Genomic DNA, 18,957 nt, shown 5'->3' with positions numbered 1-18,957 from the left:
ACACGCTGTTCACCGACGGCTGTCCGGCGGATCCGCTCGCTCGCCACAATGGCCGCCACTCGGGCAGCGAGCGTGACCTCACGCCGGACGTCGGCCGGACACCTACCCTGCACACAAAGATCGACAGCGCCGGGGTGGCCGACCGAGAGGTGGCGCGCGGCGCGGGCGCGGGGAGGACCCCATGAGCACAGACATCGTCCTGGCGGGCGCGCGCGGCCACGGCCGCTGGCATCTGGACAACATCCGCAGGCTCCAGGACAAGGGGATCGTCCGGCTCGCCGGCATCTGCGAACTGGACCCGCTGACCGCGGACGAGCTCCCCGAGGGTCTCGGCGCACCCGAGCAGTCCGCCGACTTCGGCGCCCTCCTCGACTCGACCGGCGCCCGGATCGCGGTGATCTGCACGCCGATCCACACCCACACCGACCTGGCGCTGACGGCCGCGCGCAGGGGAGTGCACCTCCTGCTGGAGAAGCCGCCCGCCCCGTCGTACGCCGAGTTCCGACGGATGGCGGACGGGGTCGCCGCGGCCGGGGTGGTCTGCCAGATCGGCTTCCAGTCGCTGGGCTCGCACGCCCTGCCCGCGATCCGGGAGCTGATCGCCGAGGGCGCGATCGGCGAGGTGGCCGGAGTCGGCGGGGCCGGCGCCTGGGCACGCCCCGAGTCGTACTTCCGGCGCGCTCCCTGGGCGGGCAAGCGGCGGCTGAACGGCGTCGACGTGATCGACGGGGCGCTGACCAACCCGCTCGCGCACGCCGTCGCGACCGGTCTCGCACTGGCCGGCGCCTCGCACGCCCAGGACGTCGCCGGGATCGAGACCGAGCTGTTTCGCGCCAACGACATCGAGTCCGACGACACCTCCTGCGTGCGCGTCACCACCACGCGGGGCCTCCCGGTCACCGTCGCCGCGACCCTGTGCGCCGAGGACCCCGACGATCCGTACGTCGTCGTGCACGGCGACAGCGGCCGGATCACTTTCTGGTACAAGCAGGACCGCGTGCTGCTCCAGCGCGCCGACCACGGCCCCGAGGAGTACCAGTACGGCCGCACCGACCTGCTGGAGAACCTCGTCGGGCACCTCACCGACGGTGTTGGCCTGCTGGTGGAGCCGGATGCAACCGGCGCCTTCATGAAGGTCGTGGAGGCGATCCGCCGGGCCCCCGACCCGGCCCCGCTGCCCGAGAGCGCCTGGCATCTGCTGCCAGGAGAGGAACGCAGGATCGTCCCCGGCGTCGACGGATTCGTCGCGGCCTCCGCGGACAGCCTCGCCCTCTTCTCCGAGCTCGGCGCCACCTGGGCCCCACCGAGAGAGGTGAGCACCTGATGACGACCAACGACACGCCGGTGCTGCGCGTCGCGGGCCGGCCGGTCGGCCGGTACGTCACCCGGCCCGAGCTGCCCGCGCGGCTCTCCCCGCGCCCCTATCTGCACCCCGTCACCACCCTGGCCGGCACGGCGGTCACCGAACTCAGTCCCGCCGACCACACACACCACCTCGGCGTCGGTGTCGCCGTTCCCGACGTCGAGGGGACCAACTTCTGGGGCGGACGCACCTACGTCCGCGACCAGGGCCCCACCGAGCTCGACAACCACGGCGCCCAGCGCCACACCACGTTCCAGCTGCGCGACCCCGACGGCTTCGTGGAGGAGCTGCGCTGGGTCGCCTCGGGAGCCGAGCTGCTGCGCGAGCGCCGCACCGTCGCCGCCACCGAACTCACCGACTCCGCCTGGGCGTTGGACTTCACCTTCTCGCTCACCAACGTCACCCGGGACCCGCTGTCGATCGGCTCCCCGGCGACCAACGGGCGCCCCGGCGCGGCGTACGGCGGTTACTTCTGGCGGGCCCGCAAGGAGAGCGAGCCCCCGCGGGTCTTCACCGCCGGCAGCGAGGGCGAGGCCCAGATCCACGGCACCCGCGCCGACTGGCTCGCCCTGGCCGGCTCCACCTGGACCCTGGTGTTCGCGGGCGCCACCGAACGGACCCGCCGCGACCCGTGGTTCGTGCGCACCGCCGAGTACCCGGGCGTCGGCTCGTCCCTTGCGTTCGACGAGCGGCTGCCGATCGAGCCGGGTGACACCGTCGTACGGCGGATCGTCACGGTGGTCGCCGACGGCCGCCTCGACCGGGACGGGGCCGCCGCCCTGGTACGCAAGGCGGTGAGCCTGTGACCGCCGAGACGTACACGAACCCGGTCCTGAACGCCGACTGGTCCGATCCGGACGTGGTCCGCGTCGGCGACGACTTCTACCTCACCGCGTCCAGCTTCGGCCGCGCCCCCGGCCTGCCCCTGCTGCACTCCCGCGACCTGGTGAACTGGACGCTGGTCGGCCACGCCCTCGAACGCCTGGAACCGGTGGGCGAGTTCAGGGTTCCGCGGCACGACTGCGGGGTCTGGGCACCGGCGCTGCGCCACCACGACGACCGCTTCTGGATCTTCTGGGGCGACCCCGACCACGGCGTCTTCCAGGTCAACGCCCCGGAGATACGCGGCCCCTGGACCCGCCCGCACCTGCTCAAGGCGGGCAAGGGCCTGATCGACGCCTGCCCCCTGTGGGACGACGAGACCGGCGAGGCGTACCTGGTGCACGCCTGGGCCAAGTCCCGCTCCGGCGTCAAGAACCGGCTCACCGGCCACCGCATGCACCCTGACGGCACGTCACTTCTCGACGAGGGCAAGGTGATCGTCGACGGCGACCGGATCCCCGGCTGGTTCACCCTCGAAGGCCCCAAGCTCTACCGGCACGACGGCTGGTTCTGGATCTTCGCCCCCGCCGGGGGAGTGGAGACCGGCTGGCAGGGCGCTTTCCGCTCGCGCGACTTCTTCGGGCCGTACGAGGAGAAGATCGTCCTGGAGCAGAAGGACACCGACGTCAACGGCCCCCACCAGGGCGGCTGGGTGCGCACCCCGTCCGGCGAGGACTGGTTCCTGCACTTCCAGCAGCGCGGTGCCTACGGCAGGGTCGTCCACCTCCAGCCGATGAGCTGGGGCGATGGGGGCTGGCCGGTGCTCGGGGCCGAGGGCGCCCCCGTCGCCGTGCACCGCCGCCCCGACCTGCCGCCGCAGCCGCCCGCCGCGCCCGCCACCGACGACGACTTCCCGGGCGGACGGTTCGGCCGCCAGTGGCAGTGGACCGCCAACCCCCGTGAGGGCTGGGCCACCCAGCACTCCGGGGACGGCCTCAGGCTGTCCTGTGTCCGCTCGGCCGACCTGCACGACCTGCGCGCCCTGCCGAACGTCCTCACCCAGCGGCTGCCGGGCGTCCCGTCCGTGGCCGAGGTGGAGTTGACGCTGCACGGCGAGGCGCCGGGGGCACGGGCCGGGCTCGCCGTCCTGGGGGACGCCTTCAGTTGGATCGGACTCGAGCGGGGGAGCGACGGGACCGTGCAGTTGGTGCACCGGTTCGCCGAGGCGGTCGCCGAGCGGGAACGCGACGCCGACCACCCGCGACCGGCGCCCGAGGGACGGGCGCGACTGCTGATCGAGATCGGCGCGGGCGCGCGCTGCCGCTTCTTCTTTGACGTCGGTGACGGACTCACGCCGTCCGGTCCCGTCTTCGCCGCCACCCCCTGGCGCTGGGTCGGCGCCCTGCTCGGCCTTTTCGCCCTCGCGCCCACCGGCTCCGGACACGCCGGCGCGGCGAGCTTCACCCAGTTCCGGATCACCCCTTTGTAACCCACCCCGTTCCGCCTGTTGGGAGCCGCAATGACGCACCTCCGTAGCAAGCGCTTGCCGAGACCTGGGCACGGCAAGGTGGTGGCCGCCGTGCTCGGTCTGGTGGCCGCGCTGAGTCTCGGGGCGGCCGGGGAGACGAAGGCAGCGGACGCCCACCCGGCGCAGACGTCCGTGGACCGCTTCGACGACCGGCCGCACGGCTTCGCCTCGCTGGCCGGCGGCACCACCGGCGGCGCGGGCGGCAAGGTCGTCACCGTCACCGACCCGGCCTCGCTGGCCCGGTACGCGGCGGCCGAGGAGCCGTACGTCATCAGGGTGTCGGGAACGCTGGCCGTGGAACCCTTCGGCGCGAACATCGTGGTGGCCTCGGACAAGACGATCGTCGGCGTCGGCGACACCGGCGAGATCGTCCACGGCGAACTGCATCTCGACCCCGGCACCAGCAACGTGATCATCCGCAATCTGACGATCCGCGACTCGGCCGTCGAGGGCAACTGGGACTGCAAGGACACCGACTTCGACGGCATCCAGATGGACACCGTCCACCACGTGTGGATCGACCACAACCGCTTCTCGAACATCTGCGACGGACAGCTGGACATCCGCAAGGACAGCGAGTACGTGACCGTCTCGTACAACCGGTTCGAGAACAACAACAAGACCTTCGGTCTCGGGTGGACCAGCAACGTCAGGACGCAGATCACCATCGACCACAACTGGTTCGCGCACACCAAGCAGCGCAACCCGTCCGTCGACAACGCCGCCTACGCGCACCTCTACAACAACTACCTGACCGCGCAGGTGGACCCCGGTGATCCGGTGTGGACGTACGGGAACTGGTCGCGCGGCCGGACCAAGATGGTCATCGAGAACAGCTACTACCGGGATGTCCAGCACCCCTACCAGGCCGACGCCACCGCGGAGTTGGTGCAGCGTGGGTCGATCCTGAGGAACACGACGGGCCGGCACGACGAGTGGGGCGCCGCCTTCGACCCGCGGGACTTCTACGACTACCGACTCGACCCGGCGGCGGCTGTTCCGGCGCTGGTCAAACGCTTCTCCGGGCCCCAGAAGCAGATCGGCGTCACGCTTCGCGTCCCGGCCGACCACCCCACCGTCCAGGCCGCCGTGGACGCCGTCCCCGACGGCAACGCGGTCCCGGTGACCATCGCGATCGCGCCGGGCACCTACCGGGCGAAGGTCCTGATCCCCGCGACCAAGTCGAACATCGTGCTGCGGGGGACCGGCCGCGACCGCTCGGACACCGTCATCGTGTACGACACGCCCGCCGAGTACGGGGGCTCCACGGGGAGCGCGACCGTACGGATCGCCGCGAACGACGTCACCGCCCGCAACCTCACCTTCAGCAACGACTTCGACGAGGCCGCGGTCGAGCTGAAGGGTGAGCAGGCCCTCGCCATGAAGACGACGGGGGACCGGATCGTCTTCGAGGACACCGCCTTCCTGGGCAACCAGGACACCCTGATGACCGACAGCCCCAAGCTGGACGTGATCAGCAGGGTCTACCTCCGCGACTCGTACATCGAGGGCGATGTGGACTTCGTCTACGGACGTGCGACCACCGTCATCGAGCGCTCCGTCATCCGCGCGCTGAGCCGTGGCTCGGACACCAACAACGGCTACATCACGGCCGCTTCGACGTGGACGGGCAACCCGTACGGCTTCCTCATCACCCGGTCGAGGATCGTGAGCGACGCGCCCGCGGGGACCTTCCACCTCGGTCGGCCCTGGCACCCGGGCGGTGAACCGGCCGCCGTCGCGCAGGTGCTGATCCGCGACACCGAGCTGCCCGCCGCGGTCAAGGCCGCCCCGTGGACCGACATGAGCGGGTTCTCGTGGAAGGACGCGCGACTGGCCGAGTACCGCAACCGCGGCGTGGGGGCGGCGGTCACCGCGGACCGGCCGCAGCTGAGCGACGCCGACGCGCGGTCGTACACCGTCACCGACTACCTCAAGGGCACTGACGGCTGGGCGCCGCACGCCCGCCGCTGAGTCGTCCGGCCTTCAGGGCCGGACACCGGACCCACACACCTTCATATCTCCGCTGGATCCAGAAGAAGAGAGCCGATCAATGAAGAGCAGCATCCGCAGAAGCAGGCGCGTCGCCACAGCCGTCGCCCTGGGTTCCGTCCTCGCGCTGACCGCCACCGCCTGCGGTGACGACGGCAGCGGCGCGGGCGGCGACAAGGGCGCCGAGGGCAGCGGCAAGGGCAAGATCGTCTTCTGGGACAACAACGGCGGTGTCCGCACCGACATCTGGAAGGAGGTCATCGCCGACTTCGAGAAGGCGAACCCGGACATCGACGTCGAGTACGTCGGGATCCCCTCCACCGAGTACCAGTCGAAGGTCGACACCGCCATCCAGGGCGGCGGTCTGCCGGACGTCGGCGGTGTCGGCGCGGCGATGATCGCGTCCTTCTCCGCGCAGAACGCGCTGGACCCGCTGGACGGCCGGCTCTCCAAGTCGTCCCTGAACGGCAAGATCAACGAGAACATGGTCAAGTCGTTGAAGGCGGCCGGCGGCAGGGACGACACGCTCTACTCGATCCCCACGTCCGCCAACAACGGCGTCCTCTACTACCGCACCGACCTGTTCAAGAAAGCCGGGCTCGAAGCGCCGACGACCTGGGACTCCTTCTACGCGGCCGCGGAAAAGCTCACCAAGGCGAGCAAGAACGAGTTCGGATACACCATCCGAGGCGGCGCCGGTTCCATCGCCCAGGCGCTGGACGCGATGTACGGGCAGTCCGGCATCACCTCGTTCTGGGACGCGAGCGGTGAGAAGACCACCGTCAACGACCCGAAGAACGTGGCGGGGCTGGAGAAGTACGCGAAGCTCTACAAGAAGGTCACCCCGGCCGCCGACCTGAACAACGACTTCACCAAGATGGTCGCGCAGTGGGACTCCGGCACGATCGGAATGCTCAACCACAACCTGGGCTCCTACCAGGACCATGTGAAGGCGCTCGGCGTGGGCAAGTTCCGGGGTATCCCCCAGCCGACCGGGGCCGACGGCAAGCGGGTCCAGGTGTCCAACCCGGTGGACGGGCTCGGCCTGTTCAAGAGCTCCAAGAACAAGGAAGCCGCCTGGAAGTTCATCGAGTTCGCCAGCTCGCACGAGGAGAGCTCGAAGTTCAACGAGTCGGCGGGCCAGGTACCCGCCAACCTGGACGCGGCGAAGGACGCGTGGATCGCCAAGGCCGAGCCGACGAAACTGGCCGCGGCCGCGCTGACCGACGGTTCCACGACGATCGTGCAGCTGCCGTACTACCTGCCGGACTGGAACACGATCTCCAAGTCGGACAACGAGCCGAACTTCCAGAAGGTCCTCCTCGGCAAGATGAGCGCGAAGGAATTCCTGGACACGCTCGCCGATCAGCTGAACAAGGCTCAGGCCGAATGGAACGAGCAGAAGGCCTGATTCCCTTTCGTTTCGCCGTGGGACGGCCCGGCCCATTGCAGGCAGCGGGCCGTCCCCGGCCGGGCGCGCAGTTCCCCGCGCCCCTCAAGCCAGGACACTCACCTCTGTCGGAAGGTGCACCCCCGTGTCCCTCACCCGTAGACAAGTCGCTTCAGCGGCCCTTGCCGCTCTCCCCCTCGCCGCCGCGACCGGCACCGCCCACGCCGCGCGGCGCTCCCACACGCTCTACATAGCCGGTGACTCCACCGCCGCGCAGAAGTACGCCGCCGCCGCACCCGAGACCGGCTGGGGCATGGCACTTCCGTTCTTCCTGCACCAGGACCGGCCCGTCGCCAACCACGCCGTGAACGGCCGGAGTTCGAAGAGCTTCATCGACGAGGGGCGGCTCACCGCCATCCTCGACGCGATCCGCCCCGGCGACATCCTGGTCATCCAGTTCGCGCACAACGACGAGAAGGCGGACGACCCCACGCGTTACACCGAGCCCTGGACGACGTACCAGGACCATCTGCGCCAGTACATCGACGGCGCCCGCGCCCGAGGCGCCCGGCCGGTGCTCGCCACGCCCGTCGAACGCAGAAGGTTCGACGCGAGCGGCAACGCCGTGCCGACCCACGGCGACTATCCCGCGGCGATGCGTGCGCTCGCCCAGCGGGAGCGGGTCGCGCTGCTCGACATCCAGGCCCTGTCCCTCGCGCTGTGGCAGGAGCTGGGGGTCGAGGAGACGAAGACGTACTTCAACTGGACCGCGACCGAGCAGGACAACACACACTTCAACCCGCCCGGCGCGATCGCCGTGGCCCGACTGGTGGCCCGGGAACTGCTGCGTACCCGGATGCTGACCCCGCAGGACGTCCGCCGGCTCCACGACGAGATCCCCGCGTCCTGGATCACCTGGCCGCAGGCCGCCGCCTAACCACCCCGACCCGGAAGAAAGAGCCGCACAGTGAACACACAAAGATGGCATGGGCATGCCACAGCTACCACCATCGCCTTAGTCAGCTGCACCGCCCTCGCCCTGACGGCCACCGGTCCCGCCGCCCAGGCCCAGCCCCGTGACCCCGCCCGCGCCACGCTCGCCGCGAACGACGGCTGGGCCTCGTACGGGACCGGGACCACCGGCGGCGCCGCCGCCGACGCCGACCACGTCTACACCGTGACCACCTGGGCCGAGTTCAAGGCCGCCCTCGCCGCCGGAGGCAGCGCACCGAAGATCATCAAGGTGCGGGGGACCATCGACGCGGTGTCGGAGGGCTGCGCCGCGCTCGCCGCGCCCGGCTACGACTTCGACGCCTACCTGGAGAAGTACTCGCCCGAGAAGTGGGGCCTGGACACCGACCTGAGCGCCGAGCCCGCCGACAGCCCCGAGGGCCTGCGCAGGGTCTCCGCCGCCAACCAGGACCAGACCATCAAGGCGAACGTCCCCGCCAACACCACGATCATCGGCGTGGGGAAGAACGCCGGCTTCAAGGGCGCCAGCCTCCAGATCAAGGCCGTGGACAACGTCATCGTCCGCAACCTCACCTTCGAGAGCCCCATCGACTGCTTCCCGCAGTGGGACCCGACGGATGGTGCCAAGGGCAACTGGAACTCCGAGTACGACACCGCCGTCGTCTACGGCTCCACCCACGTGTGGCTGGACCACAACACGTTCACCGACGGCACCCACCCCGACAGCGCCGCGCCCACCTACTTCGGCATGCTCTACCAGCAGCACGACGGCGAACTGGACATCGTCAAGGGCGCCGACTACGTCACCGCCTCCTGGAACGTCTTCACCGAGCACGACAAGACGATCCTGATCGGCAACAGCGACAGCGAGTCCACCGCGGCGGGCGACCGGGGCCACCTCAAGGTCACCTTCCACCACAACCTGTTCTCGAACCTCGTCGAGCGTGCGCCCCGCGTCCGCTTCGGCCAGGTCGACTCCTACAACAACCACTTCGTGGCGAACGGCGACTACGCCTACAGCTACGGCATCGGCAAGGAGTCCCAACTCGTCGCAGAGCACAACGCGTTCACGCTGCCCACCGGCGTCAGCGCGGCGAAGGTCCTCAAACGGTGGAACGAGTCGCCGGTCACCGCCGCCGACAACTACGTCAACGGCAAGCCCGTCGACCTGCTCGCCGTGCACAACGCGGAGCTCCCCGGCGAGGCCCTCCCGTCCGGCGCGGGCTGGAAGCCGACCCTGCGCACCAAGGTCGACCGGGCGAAGGCGGTGCCCGAGATCGTCGACTGCAACGCGGGCGCCGGCCGACTGCGCTGACGCGAGCCCCGACCGGCCGGGGCGGACCACACCCCGCCCCGGCCCCCCGCCGCCGCACCCGCCCACGGCGCCAAGGGGACGGGTCGGGGGTGTCCGCCCGCAGCGGTTGTCGCGTCAACACCGCCCGCTCCTCGAGAAACCGATTCCGCGACGTTCCGAGGACGGACACCCCCGGCCCGTCCCCGACCCACCACCGCCCCGCAGGCGCGACAGGCGCCCCACACGAGGAAGCACCGAGCCACTCTGCCGAAGGAGCCCCCGCATGCCCTCGCACCACCTACAACTCCCCCTGTCCAGAAGGGGATTGCTGTTCGCGAGCGCCGGGGCCGGCGCCGCGCTCGCGATCGGATCGGCCCCCGCGCGGGCCGTCGGCGGCAAGCGCCCCTTCGGCCGGTACGGGTCGCCCGCGGCCCGCCTCACCCCGGGGACCCTGTACGTCGACCCGCACGGCCGCGGCGACTTCACCTCCGTGCAGGCCGCCGTGACCGCCGCGACCGGCAGCGGCCGGACCCTGGTCCTGGCACCGGGCGTCTACCGGGAGACCGTCGCCGTCGACGCCACCCGGACGGAGGCGACCTGGATCGGCGCCTCGGAAAACCCCCGGGACGTCGTGATCGTGTACGACAACGCGGCCGGCACCCCCAAGCCCGGCGGCGGCACCCACGGCACCACCGGGTCGGCCACCACGACCGTGCAGGCGGACGGCTTCACCGCCCACTGGATCACCTTCGCCAACGACTGGCTGCGCGCCGACCACCCCGGCATCACCGGCACCCAGGCCGTCGCCATCAAGGTGCAGGGCGACCGCTCGGCCTTCCACCACTGCCGTTTCCTCGGCCACCAGGACACCCTGTACGCCGACTCCATGTCCCTGTCCGTCTTCGCCCGCCAGTACTACGCCCACTGCTACGTCGAGGGCGATGTCGACTTCGTCTTCGGCCGGGCGACCGCCGTCTACGAGAACTGTCACTTCCGCACCCTGAACCGCACCGACCTGGCGGCCGCCCCCTACGGCTTCGTCTTCGCACCCTCGACGGCGGGCGCCAACCCGCGCGGCTACCTGGTCGTCCGCGGCCGGGTCAGCAGCGAGGCCCCGGACGCCCACTACAAGCTGGCCCGCCCGTGGGTGCCCAGCTCCGACACCACCGCCCGCCCCTCGCTCACCGTGCGGAACACCTGGCTGGGTCACGGCATCGACGCGGTCGCGCCCTACGCCAACATGTCGGACAGCTTCCCGTGGCAGAGCCAGCGGTTCGCCGAGTACCGCAACACCGGCCCCGGCGCCGAGATCCCGGTCCCCGCGAATCGTCCCCAACTCACCGAGGAACAGGCCGAGTCGGCGACACGAGCCGGGTATCTGGGTGACTGGCGGCCATGGAAGCGGGGGTGCTGACATGCGCAGGCGCACCCTACTGACGGGGCTGTCCGCAGGCGTGCTCACCGCCGCTCCCGTCGCCTCTGCCTCTGCCTCCGCCTCCGTCTCTGCCGCCGGCCGCCGGGTCCTGCACGTGCGGCCCGGCGAGTCCGTGCAGGCGGCCGTCAACGCGATACCGGGGCCCGGCTGGACGATCGTCGTGCACCCGGGGACGTACCGCGAAGTCGTCACCATCGCCCCCGACAAGGCGCAGCTGACCCTGCGCGGCGCCACCCGCGACCCACGTGACGTCGTCATCGTCTACGACAACGCGAACGGCACCAAGAAACCCGACGGCACCACCTACGGCACCGCCGGCTCCGCCACCTTCACCTCGGCGGCCCCCGGGCTGAGGGTCCGCGACCTCACCCTCGCCAACGACTGGCTGCGCGCCGACCACCCCGAGATCACCGGCACCCAGGCGGTGGCCGCGTACACCTACGGCGACCGCACCCACTTCGAGAACGTGCGCCTGCTCGCCCACCAGGACACCCTCTTCGTCGAGACGACCGCGCTCGACGTCTTCGACCGGCAGTACTTCCACCGCTGCCACATCGAGGGCGACGTCGACTTCGTCTTCGGGCGGGCGACCGCCGTCTTCGAGGGCTGCCACTTCCACACGCTGCGACGGGACGTCGACTTCACCCCCAAGGGCATGGTCTTCGCCCCCTCCACGGCCCGCGCCAACCCGCACGGCATCCTGGTGCTCGGCTCCCGGATCACCTCCGGCGCCGAGGACCGGGCGTACAAACTGGCCCGGCCCTGGGTGCCGACGTACGAGACGACCGCCTGGCCGTCCCTCGTCGTACGGGACACCCGGATCGGTCCCGGGATCGACGCGGCGGCCCCGTACACCAACATGCGGGAGGCGTACCCCTGGCAGACCATGCGGTTTCGGGAGTACCGCAACACCGGCCCGGGAGCGGAGATCACAGTGCCGGAGAACCGGCCTCAACTCGACCGTGCGGAAGCCCGTTCGCACACCAGGGCGGCCTACCTCGGTGACTGGCGGCCCCGTGCGTAGGGCCCTGAGCGCCCTGCTCGCCTGCGCGTTCCTGCTGGCGCCGACCGAGGCCTCCGCGTCCGCCGCCCGCCCCCCGGCCGCCCGCACCCCCGTCGGCTGGGCCGCCTCCGGCACCGGCACCACCGGAGGAGCGGGCGGCACCACCTGGACGGTGCGCACCCGCGCCGAGCTCAAGGAGGCGCTGGCCAACCGGGGTGAACCCACCGCACCCAAGGTGATCCGGGTCGTCGGCGACATCAACGGCCACGAGGCGGCGGACGGATCCCTGCTCGGCGAGCAGGACTACGCGCCCGGGTACGACCTCGCGCGCTACATGTCCTGCTTCGGTGCGGACGGCGGCACCTGGTCCGACACCCGCCACGACTACTGCAAGCAGCAACGCCAACTCCGGCAGACCGGGTCGACGAACGAGAAACTGCAGATCCAGCTGACCTTGCCGAGCAACACCACCCTGGTCGGCGCGGGCGCATCCGCACGGCTCCTCGGCGTCTTCCTGACCGTCAACACGGGCACCAACATCATCGTCCGGAACCTCGAACTGGAAGCACCCGTCGACCACTTCACCTCCTGGTCGCCCGACGACGGCACCCAGGGCAACTGGAACGCCCGCTTCGACGCGATGACCGTGATCACCGGGAAGAACATCTGGGTCGACCACTGCACCTTCACCGACGGCCGCTTCCCGGACCGCGCGGCACCCCTCGGCTTCCACGGTGAGCACGTCCAACGGCACGACGGACTGCTGGACATCGAGGACGGCTCCGACTTCATCACCGTCTCCGACAGCCGCTTCACCGACCACGACAAGGCGCTCCTCATCGGATCGGGGGACGGTCGCGGCGACCGGGACCGTGGCCACCTCAAGGTCACCTTCGCCCGCAACCTCTTCACCGACATCGTGCAGCGCGGCCCCCGGGTCCGCTTCGGCCAGGTGCACGTCGTCAACAACGTCTACCGGGGACGGATGGCGGACACCCTCTACGCGCTCGGCGTCGGCCTCGAGTCGGCGATCTTCTCCGAGCGCAACGTCTTCCGCTACCCGAGGGGCTCCTCGGCCCTCGCGGTCGCCGACTACGGAGGCGAGCACTTCCGGGACACCGGCTCCTGGTTCAACGGCCGCCCCGCCCGCCTGAACGCCGTGGCGAGCGGCCTCGGTCTCACGGGTGACGTCGGCTGGGACCCCGCCGACACCTATGACTACCGGCCCCTCACGTCACCGCAGGCAGTCGAGCGGTACGTCCTGAGGCACGCCGGCACCGGGAGGTCGTATGAGTGAGCCGCTAGGACGCCGGACGTTCATGACGGGCGCCGCCGCCGCGGCGTTCCTCACGGGAGGCGGCACCGGAACCGCGCAGGCGGCGGACCTGGTGGCCGGCAACCTGCCCGACTTCCACCCCGTACTGAAGCAAGGACTGAACTTCCCGCTCGCCTGGGGCACTTCACCCGTCCGCGACTTCCGGGCGTGGCGTCGAGCGGCTCGTGCGAAGGTCGAGGAACACCTCCTCGTCGCCTCGCAGCGCGGGACGCCGTACGCGCCCAGATTCACCTCAGGCCCCCAGGAGGAGGGATACACAAGGGAGTTGGTGACCCTCGCGCTGACCGGCTACGAACGCGTCCGCGGCGTCCTGCTCACCCCGCACGGCTCCGGCCCCTTCCCCGCCGTGCTCCTCCTCCACGACCACGGGGCGAAGTTCGACATCGGGAAGGAGAAACTCGTCCGGCCCTGGTACGACGACACACGTCTCGCCTCCGCGCAGGCGTGGGCGGACAAGTACTTCAGCGGTCGCTTCGTCGGCGACGAACTGGCCAGGCGCGGATACGTGGTCCTGTGCCTGGACGCGCTCGGCTGGGGCGACCGCGGCCCGCTCGCCTACGACCAGCAGCAGGCCCTCGCCTCCAACTTCTACAACCTCGGCTCCTCCCTCGCCGGACTCATGGCCCGCGAGGACGCCCGTGCCGCGGGCTTCCTGGCAGGCCTCGACCGGGTGGACGCCCGCCGGGTCGCGGCCGTCGGGTTCTCCATGGGCGCCTACCGGGCCTGGCAGACGGCCGCGCTCAGCGACGACATCGCGGCCGCCGTCTCCGTCTGCTGGATGACCGGACTGAAGGAAATGATGGTGTCCGGCAACAACACGCTGCGCGGACAGTCGTCGTACTACATGCTCCACCCCGGGCTTCCCCGGTTCCTCGACTTCCCCGACGTGGCGAGCATCGCAGCCCCCAGGCCGATGCTCTTCTTCAACGGCGGCCAGGACACCCTTTTCACCGCCGACGGCGTCCGGACGGCCCACGACAAGATGCGCGCCGTCTGGCGGTCCCGCCACGCCGAGGAGCGGTTGCACCTCAAGACCTGGCCCGACCTCGGCCACGTCTTCGTCGACCGCATGCAGGACGAGGTCTTCGCCTGGCTCGACTCCGTCCTGTGAACCGACCCCCCACCCGCACGAGAAAAGGACCCTCAACGGATGGCCAATCCGGGTTCATGAGTGGGCAATGCCTCGACCATGGAATGTGGATCGGTGGGATAACGGTGCTCGCGCCGAGCGTGTGATGCGCGTAGACAGTTCCCTGACCTGGGCAACATCCACCCACCAGATCCGGAGATCCCATGCGGAAGTCCCTCAAAGCGGCCGTCGTCGGCGCCGCCTGTGTCGTCGCCGGTGGCGCCCTGTACGGCGCCGGCGCGGCCACCGCCGGTCAGTCCACGGCGAACTCCACGCACGAGCCCTACAACATCGGGCTGCTGGTCAAGGACATCGACAGCTACTACGGCACCGCGGCCGACGCGAACGGTGTGTACCAGGCGTCACCGGACAGCCCGTACGCGAAGGATCTCGCGCGGATCGACGCCGCCGCGAGAAAGTACCTCGACCAGGCGGCCCGCAAGGCCCACCACAGGGGCACGAAGCCCGCGGTCGTCTTCGACATCGACGACACGCTGCTGCTCAGCCTCGACTACGAGAAGCGCTACAACTACACGTACAACTCGGCCACGTGGGCGGCGTACGTCAACAAAGCCGACCGTCCGGCGGTCTTCGGCAGCGCCGAGCTCGTGCGGTACGCCGAGAAGAAGGGCGTCGAGGTGTTCTACAACTCGGGCCTGAGCGAGGCGCAGCGCACGGCGGCCGTCGAGAACCTGAAGAAGATCGGCGCCGACATCAACCTCGACGCCGATCACATGTTTCTGAAGAACACCGCCAACCCGCCGTCCTACCTGAGCGGTTGTGCCACTCCGGGTGCCTGGACCTGCACCACCGTGCAGTACAAGTCCGGCACCCGGAAGCACATCGAGAAGGACCTCGGGTACGACGTGGTCGCCAACTTCGGCGACCAGTACTCCGACCTCGACGGCGGCTACGCCGACCGGACGTACAAGCTGCCGAACCCGACGTACTTCGTCAGCTGACCGGGCGTACCGGCTCCACCGACTCCAGCGTCGGCACCACCGGCTTGATCGTGCCGTCCGGCGCGAACTGCATGCGGTCGATGGTGGTTTCGCGGTGCATGCCGTCGCCGCCCGGCTTGCCGGGGCCGTTCAGCGCGAACCGGTGGTAGACGACGTACCAGTCGTCGGTGCCGGGGACGTTCACCACGGAGTGGTGGCCGGTGCCGAGGATGCCGTACTCGGCCCGCTTGGACAGGATCGTCCCCCGCTTGGTCCACGGGCCGAGCGGGGACGGTCCGGTCGCGTAGGCGACGTGGTAGTTCTCGCTGCGTGTGTCGTCCTCGGACCACATGAAGTAGTACGTGCCCTTCCGCTTGATCACGAAGGATCCCTCACGGAAGTTGTCCGGCGTGATGTCCTTCACCTTCGCCGCGTCGTAGGACACCATGTCGTCGTTCAGCGGCACCACGTACCCGTGCCCGTTGCCCCAGTAGAGATACGACTGGCCGTCGTCGTCCGTGAAGACCGCCGGGTCGATCATCTGGCCGCTCAGTGAACCGTCCTTCGCCACCAGGGGTTTGCCCAGCGCGTCCTTGAAGGGGCCGGCGGGGGAGTCGGCCACCGCCACACCGATCTGCTGTTCGGCGCAGAAGTAGAAGTAGTACTTGCCGTCGCGTTCGGCGATCGCCGGCGCCCACGCGTTCTTGTCCGCCCAGGCCACGTCGGGCCCGAGGTCGAGGATCACGCCGTGGTCCTTCCAGTGGACCAGGTCCTTCGACGAGTACGCCTTGAACCGGGTCCCGCTCCAGCCCTGGAAGCCGTCCGTCGTCGGATAGATCCAGTACTCGCCGTTCAGGTAGTGCACGTCCGGGTCGGCGTTGAGGCCGGGGAGGGTCGGGCTGCCGGTGCGGACCGCCTCGAGAGTCCAGGCGCGCCGCGTGCCGTCCGCGGCCGTCACGGTGTACGTCTGCGGCTTGCGGAAGTCCCGGCGGGTACCGGACCTCGGGCTGACCGTGGCGCCCTCACCCACCCACAGCTTCGGCGCGAGGTCGCGCAGGTCCGCGCCGGGCTCCATCGGCAGCACGGCCTTCGACGCGGACTCCGTGACGATCGCGTAGCCCTTCTGGTCCTTCACCGTCGAGTCCACGACCGACGTGGGGCTCACCGGGTAGGCGGCCAGCAGTCGGTCGTACTCCTTCTGCGTCACCGGAAGGACGGTGCCGTGCCGGGGGCTGGCGGGCAGCTGGTAGTTGGTGGACGGAGTCCACTTGCCCGAGTCGAGGTCGGTGGTCTCGAAGGGGACGTAGCCCCGGCCGCCGTACTCGTCGATGAAGAGGTACCACTTCTTCTCGGTGTTGGACTTGAAGACCGTCGGGCCCTCACCGCGGTCCATCGCACCGCTGCCGATGCAGTCCGCGACCAGGTCGTACTTGGTCGACGTCAGGCTGGTCGACTTCTCCCCGGTGATGAACTTGGCGCACGGCGAGCTGGAGGTCGGGTCCCGCTCGTCCTTGGTGTAGCGGTAGTAGGTGTCCTTGTCCTTCACGACCGTCGAGTCGATGACCGAGTAGCCCGGGTCGTCCCAGACCTTCGGCTCGCTGAAGTCACGGAAGTCCTTCGTGGTCGCGTAGAGCATCTTGTTGTACGTCGATCCCTTGTGGTCGGGATCGTCGTCCGCGTACAGCTTCGACGCCCAGAAGACGACGTACTCACCGAGGGAGTCGTCCCAGTAGGCCTCCGGCGCCCAGGTGTTGCCCGCGCTGTCCGGGGCGACCTTCACCACGCGCTGGTCGGTCCAGTGGACCAGGTCCGTGGACTCCCACACCATGATCGACTTGCTGCCGTGCCGCTGGACGTCGTCCCAGCTGCCGCTGCTGTTCTGGTACATCCGGAGGTCGGTGGCGATCAGGAAGAACTTGTCGCCCTTGGGGGAGCGGATGACGAACGGGTCGCGCAGCCCCTTCTCCCCGATGGTGGACGTCAGGACCGGCTTGCCCGCGTTCAGTTCCCGCCAGTGCAGGGGGTCGTTGCCGCGGCTGAGGGCGTAGCGGATCTGCTCCCCGTCGGCGGTGCCCTCGCCGGTGAAGTAGGTGAACAGGTACCCGGCGTACTTGGGCTGCTTCACGGGCGATGCTCCTGAATAGGTGGCGCCGGGGGGTATCGCGAGGAGGGAGAGGAGAAGCGCCAGGAAGGGGACCAGGAGGGTGCGGGCGGTACGGCGTCTGGGGGGTCGCATGACACATCCTGTGGGACTGTGGGGGTTTCTGTTGGGGCGTTGTGCCCTCGGAGTGTCATAGGAGTGACACAGCGCGTCAATCAGTGCGGGCGGGACAGAGGGGATCGAAAGTTTCGATCGTTTTCGTGGGGCGGCGGCAACCTTTGTGGTCAGCGGTGGCGACCAGATCCCAGAAACGGGCCGGGGCGGCCCCTCCGGCCCGTTTCGCCCCCGCCATCCCCAGGCCCCCAGGAAAGGAACGCTTCGTGCGTGCTGGCACCGGACGTCACCGCAGGACACGGACCACTCTCCCGATCGCCGCGACCGTGGCCGTCGCCGCGGGGGCGGGCGGCGTCTACCTCGGCCTCTCGGGCGTCGGCGCGCAGGCCGCCACGACGACGGTCACCGTGTCCACCACCGCGCAGCTGGAGGCGGCGGTCAGGGACGCGGACGCCGGCACCGTCATCCAGGTCCGCCAGGGCACGTACTTCCCGAAGGCCACCCTCAAGTCCACCGCCGACGGCACCGTCTCGGCCCGGATCACGCTGCGGGCCTACGGCACCGAGAAGGTGCGGATCGACGGGTCCAGGCTGCCCGACGGCTCCTGGCTGGCCGGGATCCACGGCGACTACTGGACCGTCCAGAACCTCACCTTCCAGAACTCCCCGGCGCAGGGCTTCGTGGCCACGTCCTCCGTGGGCGGTGTCTTCAGAAACCTGGTCACCGCCGACAACGGTGACTCCGGCTTCACGCTGCGCGGCGACGGCACGACCGGCAACCTCGTGCAGAACCTGGACAGCCACGGCAACTACGACTCCGCGGGGCACGGGCAGAACGCCGACGGGATCGCCGTGAAGTTCGGCTCCGGCACCGGCAACAGGATCACCGGGGCACGGCTGTACGACAACTCCGACGACGGCCTCGACCTGTGGCAGTTCTCCTCGCCGGTCACCGTCGAGCACACCTGGGCCTTCGGCAACGGCCGCGACCGGTGGGGGGACACGGCGTTCGAGGGCAACGGGAACGGGTTCAAGCTGGGCGGCGGGGGCGTGACCGTCGCGCATGTCGTCAACCACAACGCGGCCTGGGACAACGCCTTGCACGGGTTCACCGACAACTCCAACCCGGGCGCGATCGTGCTCAACCGGAACACGGCCTACGCCAACGCCGAGGCGGGGTTCTCCTTCGCCACGGGCAAGGCCCGGCTCGCCCGGAACCTCGCGGTGAGCAACAAGGGCGGCCTGTCCGAGCTGACGTCGGCCACCGTCTCCGCGGCGAACAACTGGGACAGCGGCGTCAGCACACCCGCCTTCAGGTCGACCGACGCGACGGCGGCCTACGGTGCCCGTAGCCGGAACGGGGCCCTGCCGACCATCACGTTTCTGACCACCGGGTCCACCACCATCGGTGCCGCCATGGACTAGGGCGGTTCGTGAGCCGCGGGCCGTCCGCGTCTCTTCCCGCGCCATCGGGAGCAGGAAACGCCCCCGCCGTCACCGGCGGGGGCGTTCGCGTGACCGGCCGAGGGGGGCTCGAC

14 protein-coding genes and 1 pseudogene are annotated in these 18,957 nt (G+C 70.0%); 14 read left to right on the top strand and 1 reads right to left on the bottom strand.

Annotated features, from left to right (window positions below):
* Positions 1-2: 2 nt before the first annotated feature.
* From ABZ027_RS38260 to ABZ027_RS38200, 13 genes and pseudogenes are all read left to right on the top strand, one after another.
* Positions 3-185: pseudogene (locus ABZ027_RS38260) on the top strand (pectate lyase); the annotation flags it as partial.
* Positions 182-1,324 carry a Gfo/Idh/MocA family oxidoreductase gene (locus ABZ027_RS38255; RefSeq protein WP_356776781.1) on the top strand — a complete coding sequence of 381 codons (1,143 nt, stop codon included), beginning with the start codon at positions 182-184 and terminating at the stop codon, positions 1,322-1,324. The pseudogene ABZ027_RS38260 and the gene ABZ027_RS38255, both read left to right, overlap by 4 nt.
* Positions 1,324-2,169 carry a PmoA family protein gene (locus ABZ027_RS38250; protein WP_356776779.1) on the top strand — a complete coding sequence of 282 codons (846 nt, stop codon included), beginning with the start codon at positions 1,324-1,326 and terminating at the stop codon, positions 2,167-2,169. Before ABZ027_RS38255 ends, ABZ027_RS38250 begins: the two co-directional genes overlap by 1 nt.
* A complete protein-coding gene (locus tag ABZ027_RS38245; protein ID WP_356776777.1) occupies positions 2,166-3,674 on the top strand; it encodes a family 43 glycosylhydrolase in 1,509 nt (502 codons plus the stop codon). Before ABZ027_RS38250 ends, ABZ027_RS38245 begins: the two co-directional genes overlap by 4 nt.
* Before the next feature lie 30 nt (positions 3,675-3,704).
* A complete protein-coding gene (locus ABZ027_RS38240) occupies positions 3,705-5,687 on the top strand; it encodes a pectinesterase family protein (RefSeq protein ID WP_356776775.1) in 1,983 nt (660 codons plus the stop codon).
* A 79-nt stretch (positions 5,688-5,766) separates the two neighbouring features.
* Positions 5,767-7,116, top strand: a complete 1,350-nt coding sequence (locus ABZ027_RS38235) for a sugar ABC transporter substrate-binding protein (RefSeq protein ID WP_356776773.1) — start codon at positions 5,767-5,769, stop codon at positions 7,114-7,116.
* A gap of 124 nt (positions 7,117-7,240) precedes the next feature.
* Positions 7,241-8,032 carry a rhamnogalacturonan acetylesterase gene (locus ABZ027_RS38230; RefSeq protein WP_356776771.1) on the top strand — a complete coding sequence of 264 codons (792 nt, stop codon included), beginning with the start codon at positions 7,241-7,243 and terminating at the stop codon, positions 8,030-8,032.
* Positions 8,033-8,062: 30 nt separating this feature from the next.
* The gene (locus ABZ027_RS38225; RefSeq protein ID WP_356776769.1) at positions 8,063-9,382 is read left to right on the top strand and encodes a polysaccharide lyase family 1 protein; all 1,320 of its coding nucleotides are present in this window, start codon (positions 8,063-8,065) and stop codon (positions 9,380-9,382) included.
* A 262-nt stretch (positions 9,383-9,644) separates the two neighbouring features.
* Entirely contained in the window at positions 9,645-10,775 is a 1,131-nt protein-coding gene (locus ABZ027_RS38220) for a pectinesterase family protein (protein ID WP_356776767.1), read from the top strand.
* Between the two features lies 1 nt (position 10,776).
* Positions 10,777-11,820, top strand: a complete 1,044-nt coding sequence (locus ABZ027_RS38215) for a pectinesterase family protein (RefSeq protein WP_356776765.1) — start codon at positions 10,777-10,779, stop codon at positions 11,818-11,820.
* Positions 11,813-13,096, top strand: coding sequence for a pectate lyase (locus ABZ027_RS38210; protein WP_356776763.1), 1,284 nt, complete (start codon positions 11,813-11,815; stop codon positions 13,094-13,096). Before ABZ027_RS38215 ends, ABZ027_RS38210 begins: the two co-directional genes overlap by 8 nt.
* Positions 13,089-14,246 carry a dienelactone hydrolase family protein gene (locus ABZ027_RS38205; RefSeq protein ID WP_356776761.1) on the top strand — a complete coding sequence of 386 codons (1,158 nt, stop codon included), beginning with the start codon at positions 13,089-13,091 and terminating at the stop codon, positions 14,244-14,246. Before ABZ027_RS38210 ends, ABZ027_RS38205 begins: the two co-directional genes overlap by 8 nt.
* Before the next feature lie 182 nt (positions 14,247-14,428).
* The gene (locus ABZ027_RS38200) at positions 14,429-15,226 is read left to right on the top strand and encodes an HAD family acid phosphatase (RefSeq protein ID WP_356776759.1); all 798 of its coding nucleotides are present in this window, start codon (positions 14,429-14,431) and stop codon (positions 15,224-15,226) included.
* On the opposite strand, the gene ABZ027_RS38195 is transcribed toward ABZ027_RS38200, so the two are convergent.
* Positions 15,219-17,441, bottom strand: coding sequence for a family 43 glycosylhydrolase (locus ABZ027_RS38195; protein ID WP_356776757.1), 2,223 nt, complete (start codon positions 17,439-17,441; stop codon positions 15,219-15,221). The genes ABZ027_RS38200 and ABZ027_RS38195 overlap by 8 nt on opposite strands.
* Before the next feature lie 245 nt (positions 17,442-17,686).
* On the opposite strand from ABZ027_RS38195, the gene ABZ027_RS38190 reads away from it, so the two are divergent.
* Positions 17,687-18,844: a right-handed parallel beta-helix repeat-containing protein gene (locus ABZ027_RS38190; protein ID WP_356776755.1), complete on the top strand. Its 1,158-nt coding sequence runs from the start codon at positions 17,687-17,689 to the stop codon at positions 18,842-18,844.
* Positions 18,845-18,957: the final 113 nt, after the last annotated feature.

The sequence above is a fragment of the Streptomyces sp. NPDC006332 genome, from assembly GCF_040612855.1.
Lineage (GTDB): Bacteria > Actinomycetota > Actinomycetes > Streptomycetales > Streptomycetaceae > Streptomyces.
The sequence above is the reverse complement of the archived record's forward strand: the minus strand, read 5'-3'. Positions and strand labels throughout refer to the sequence as shown.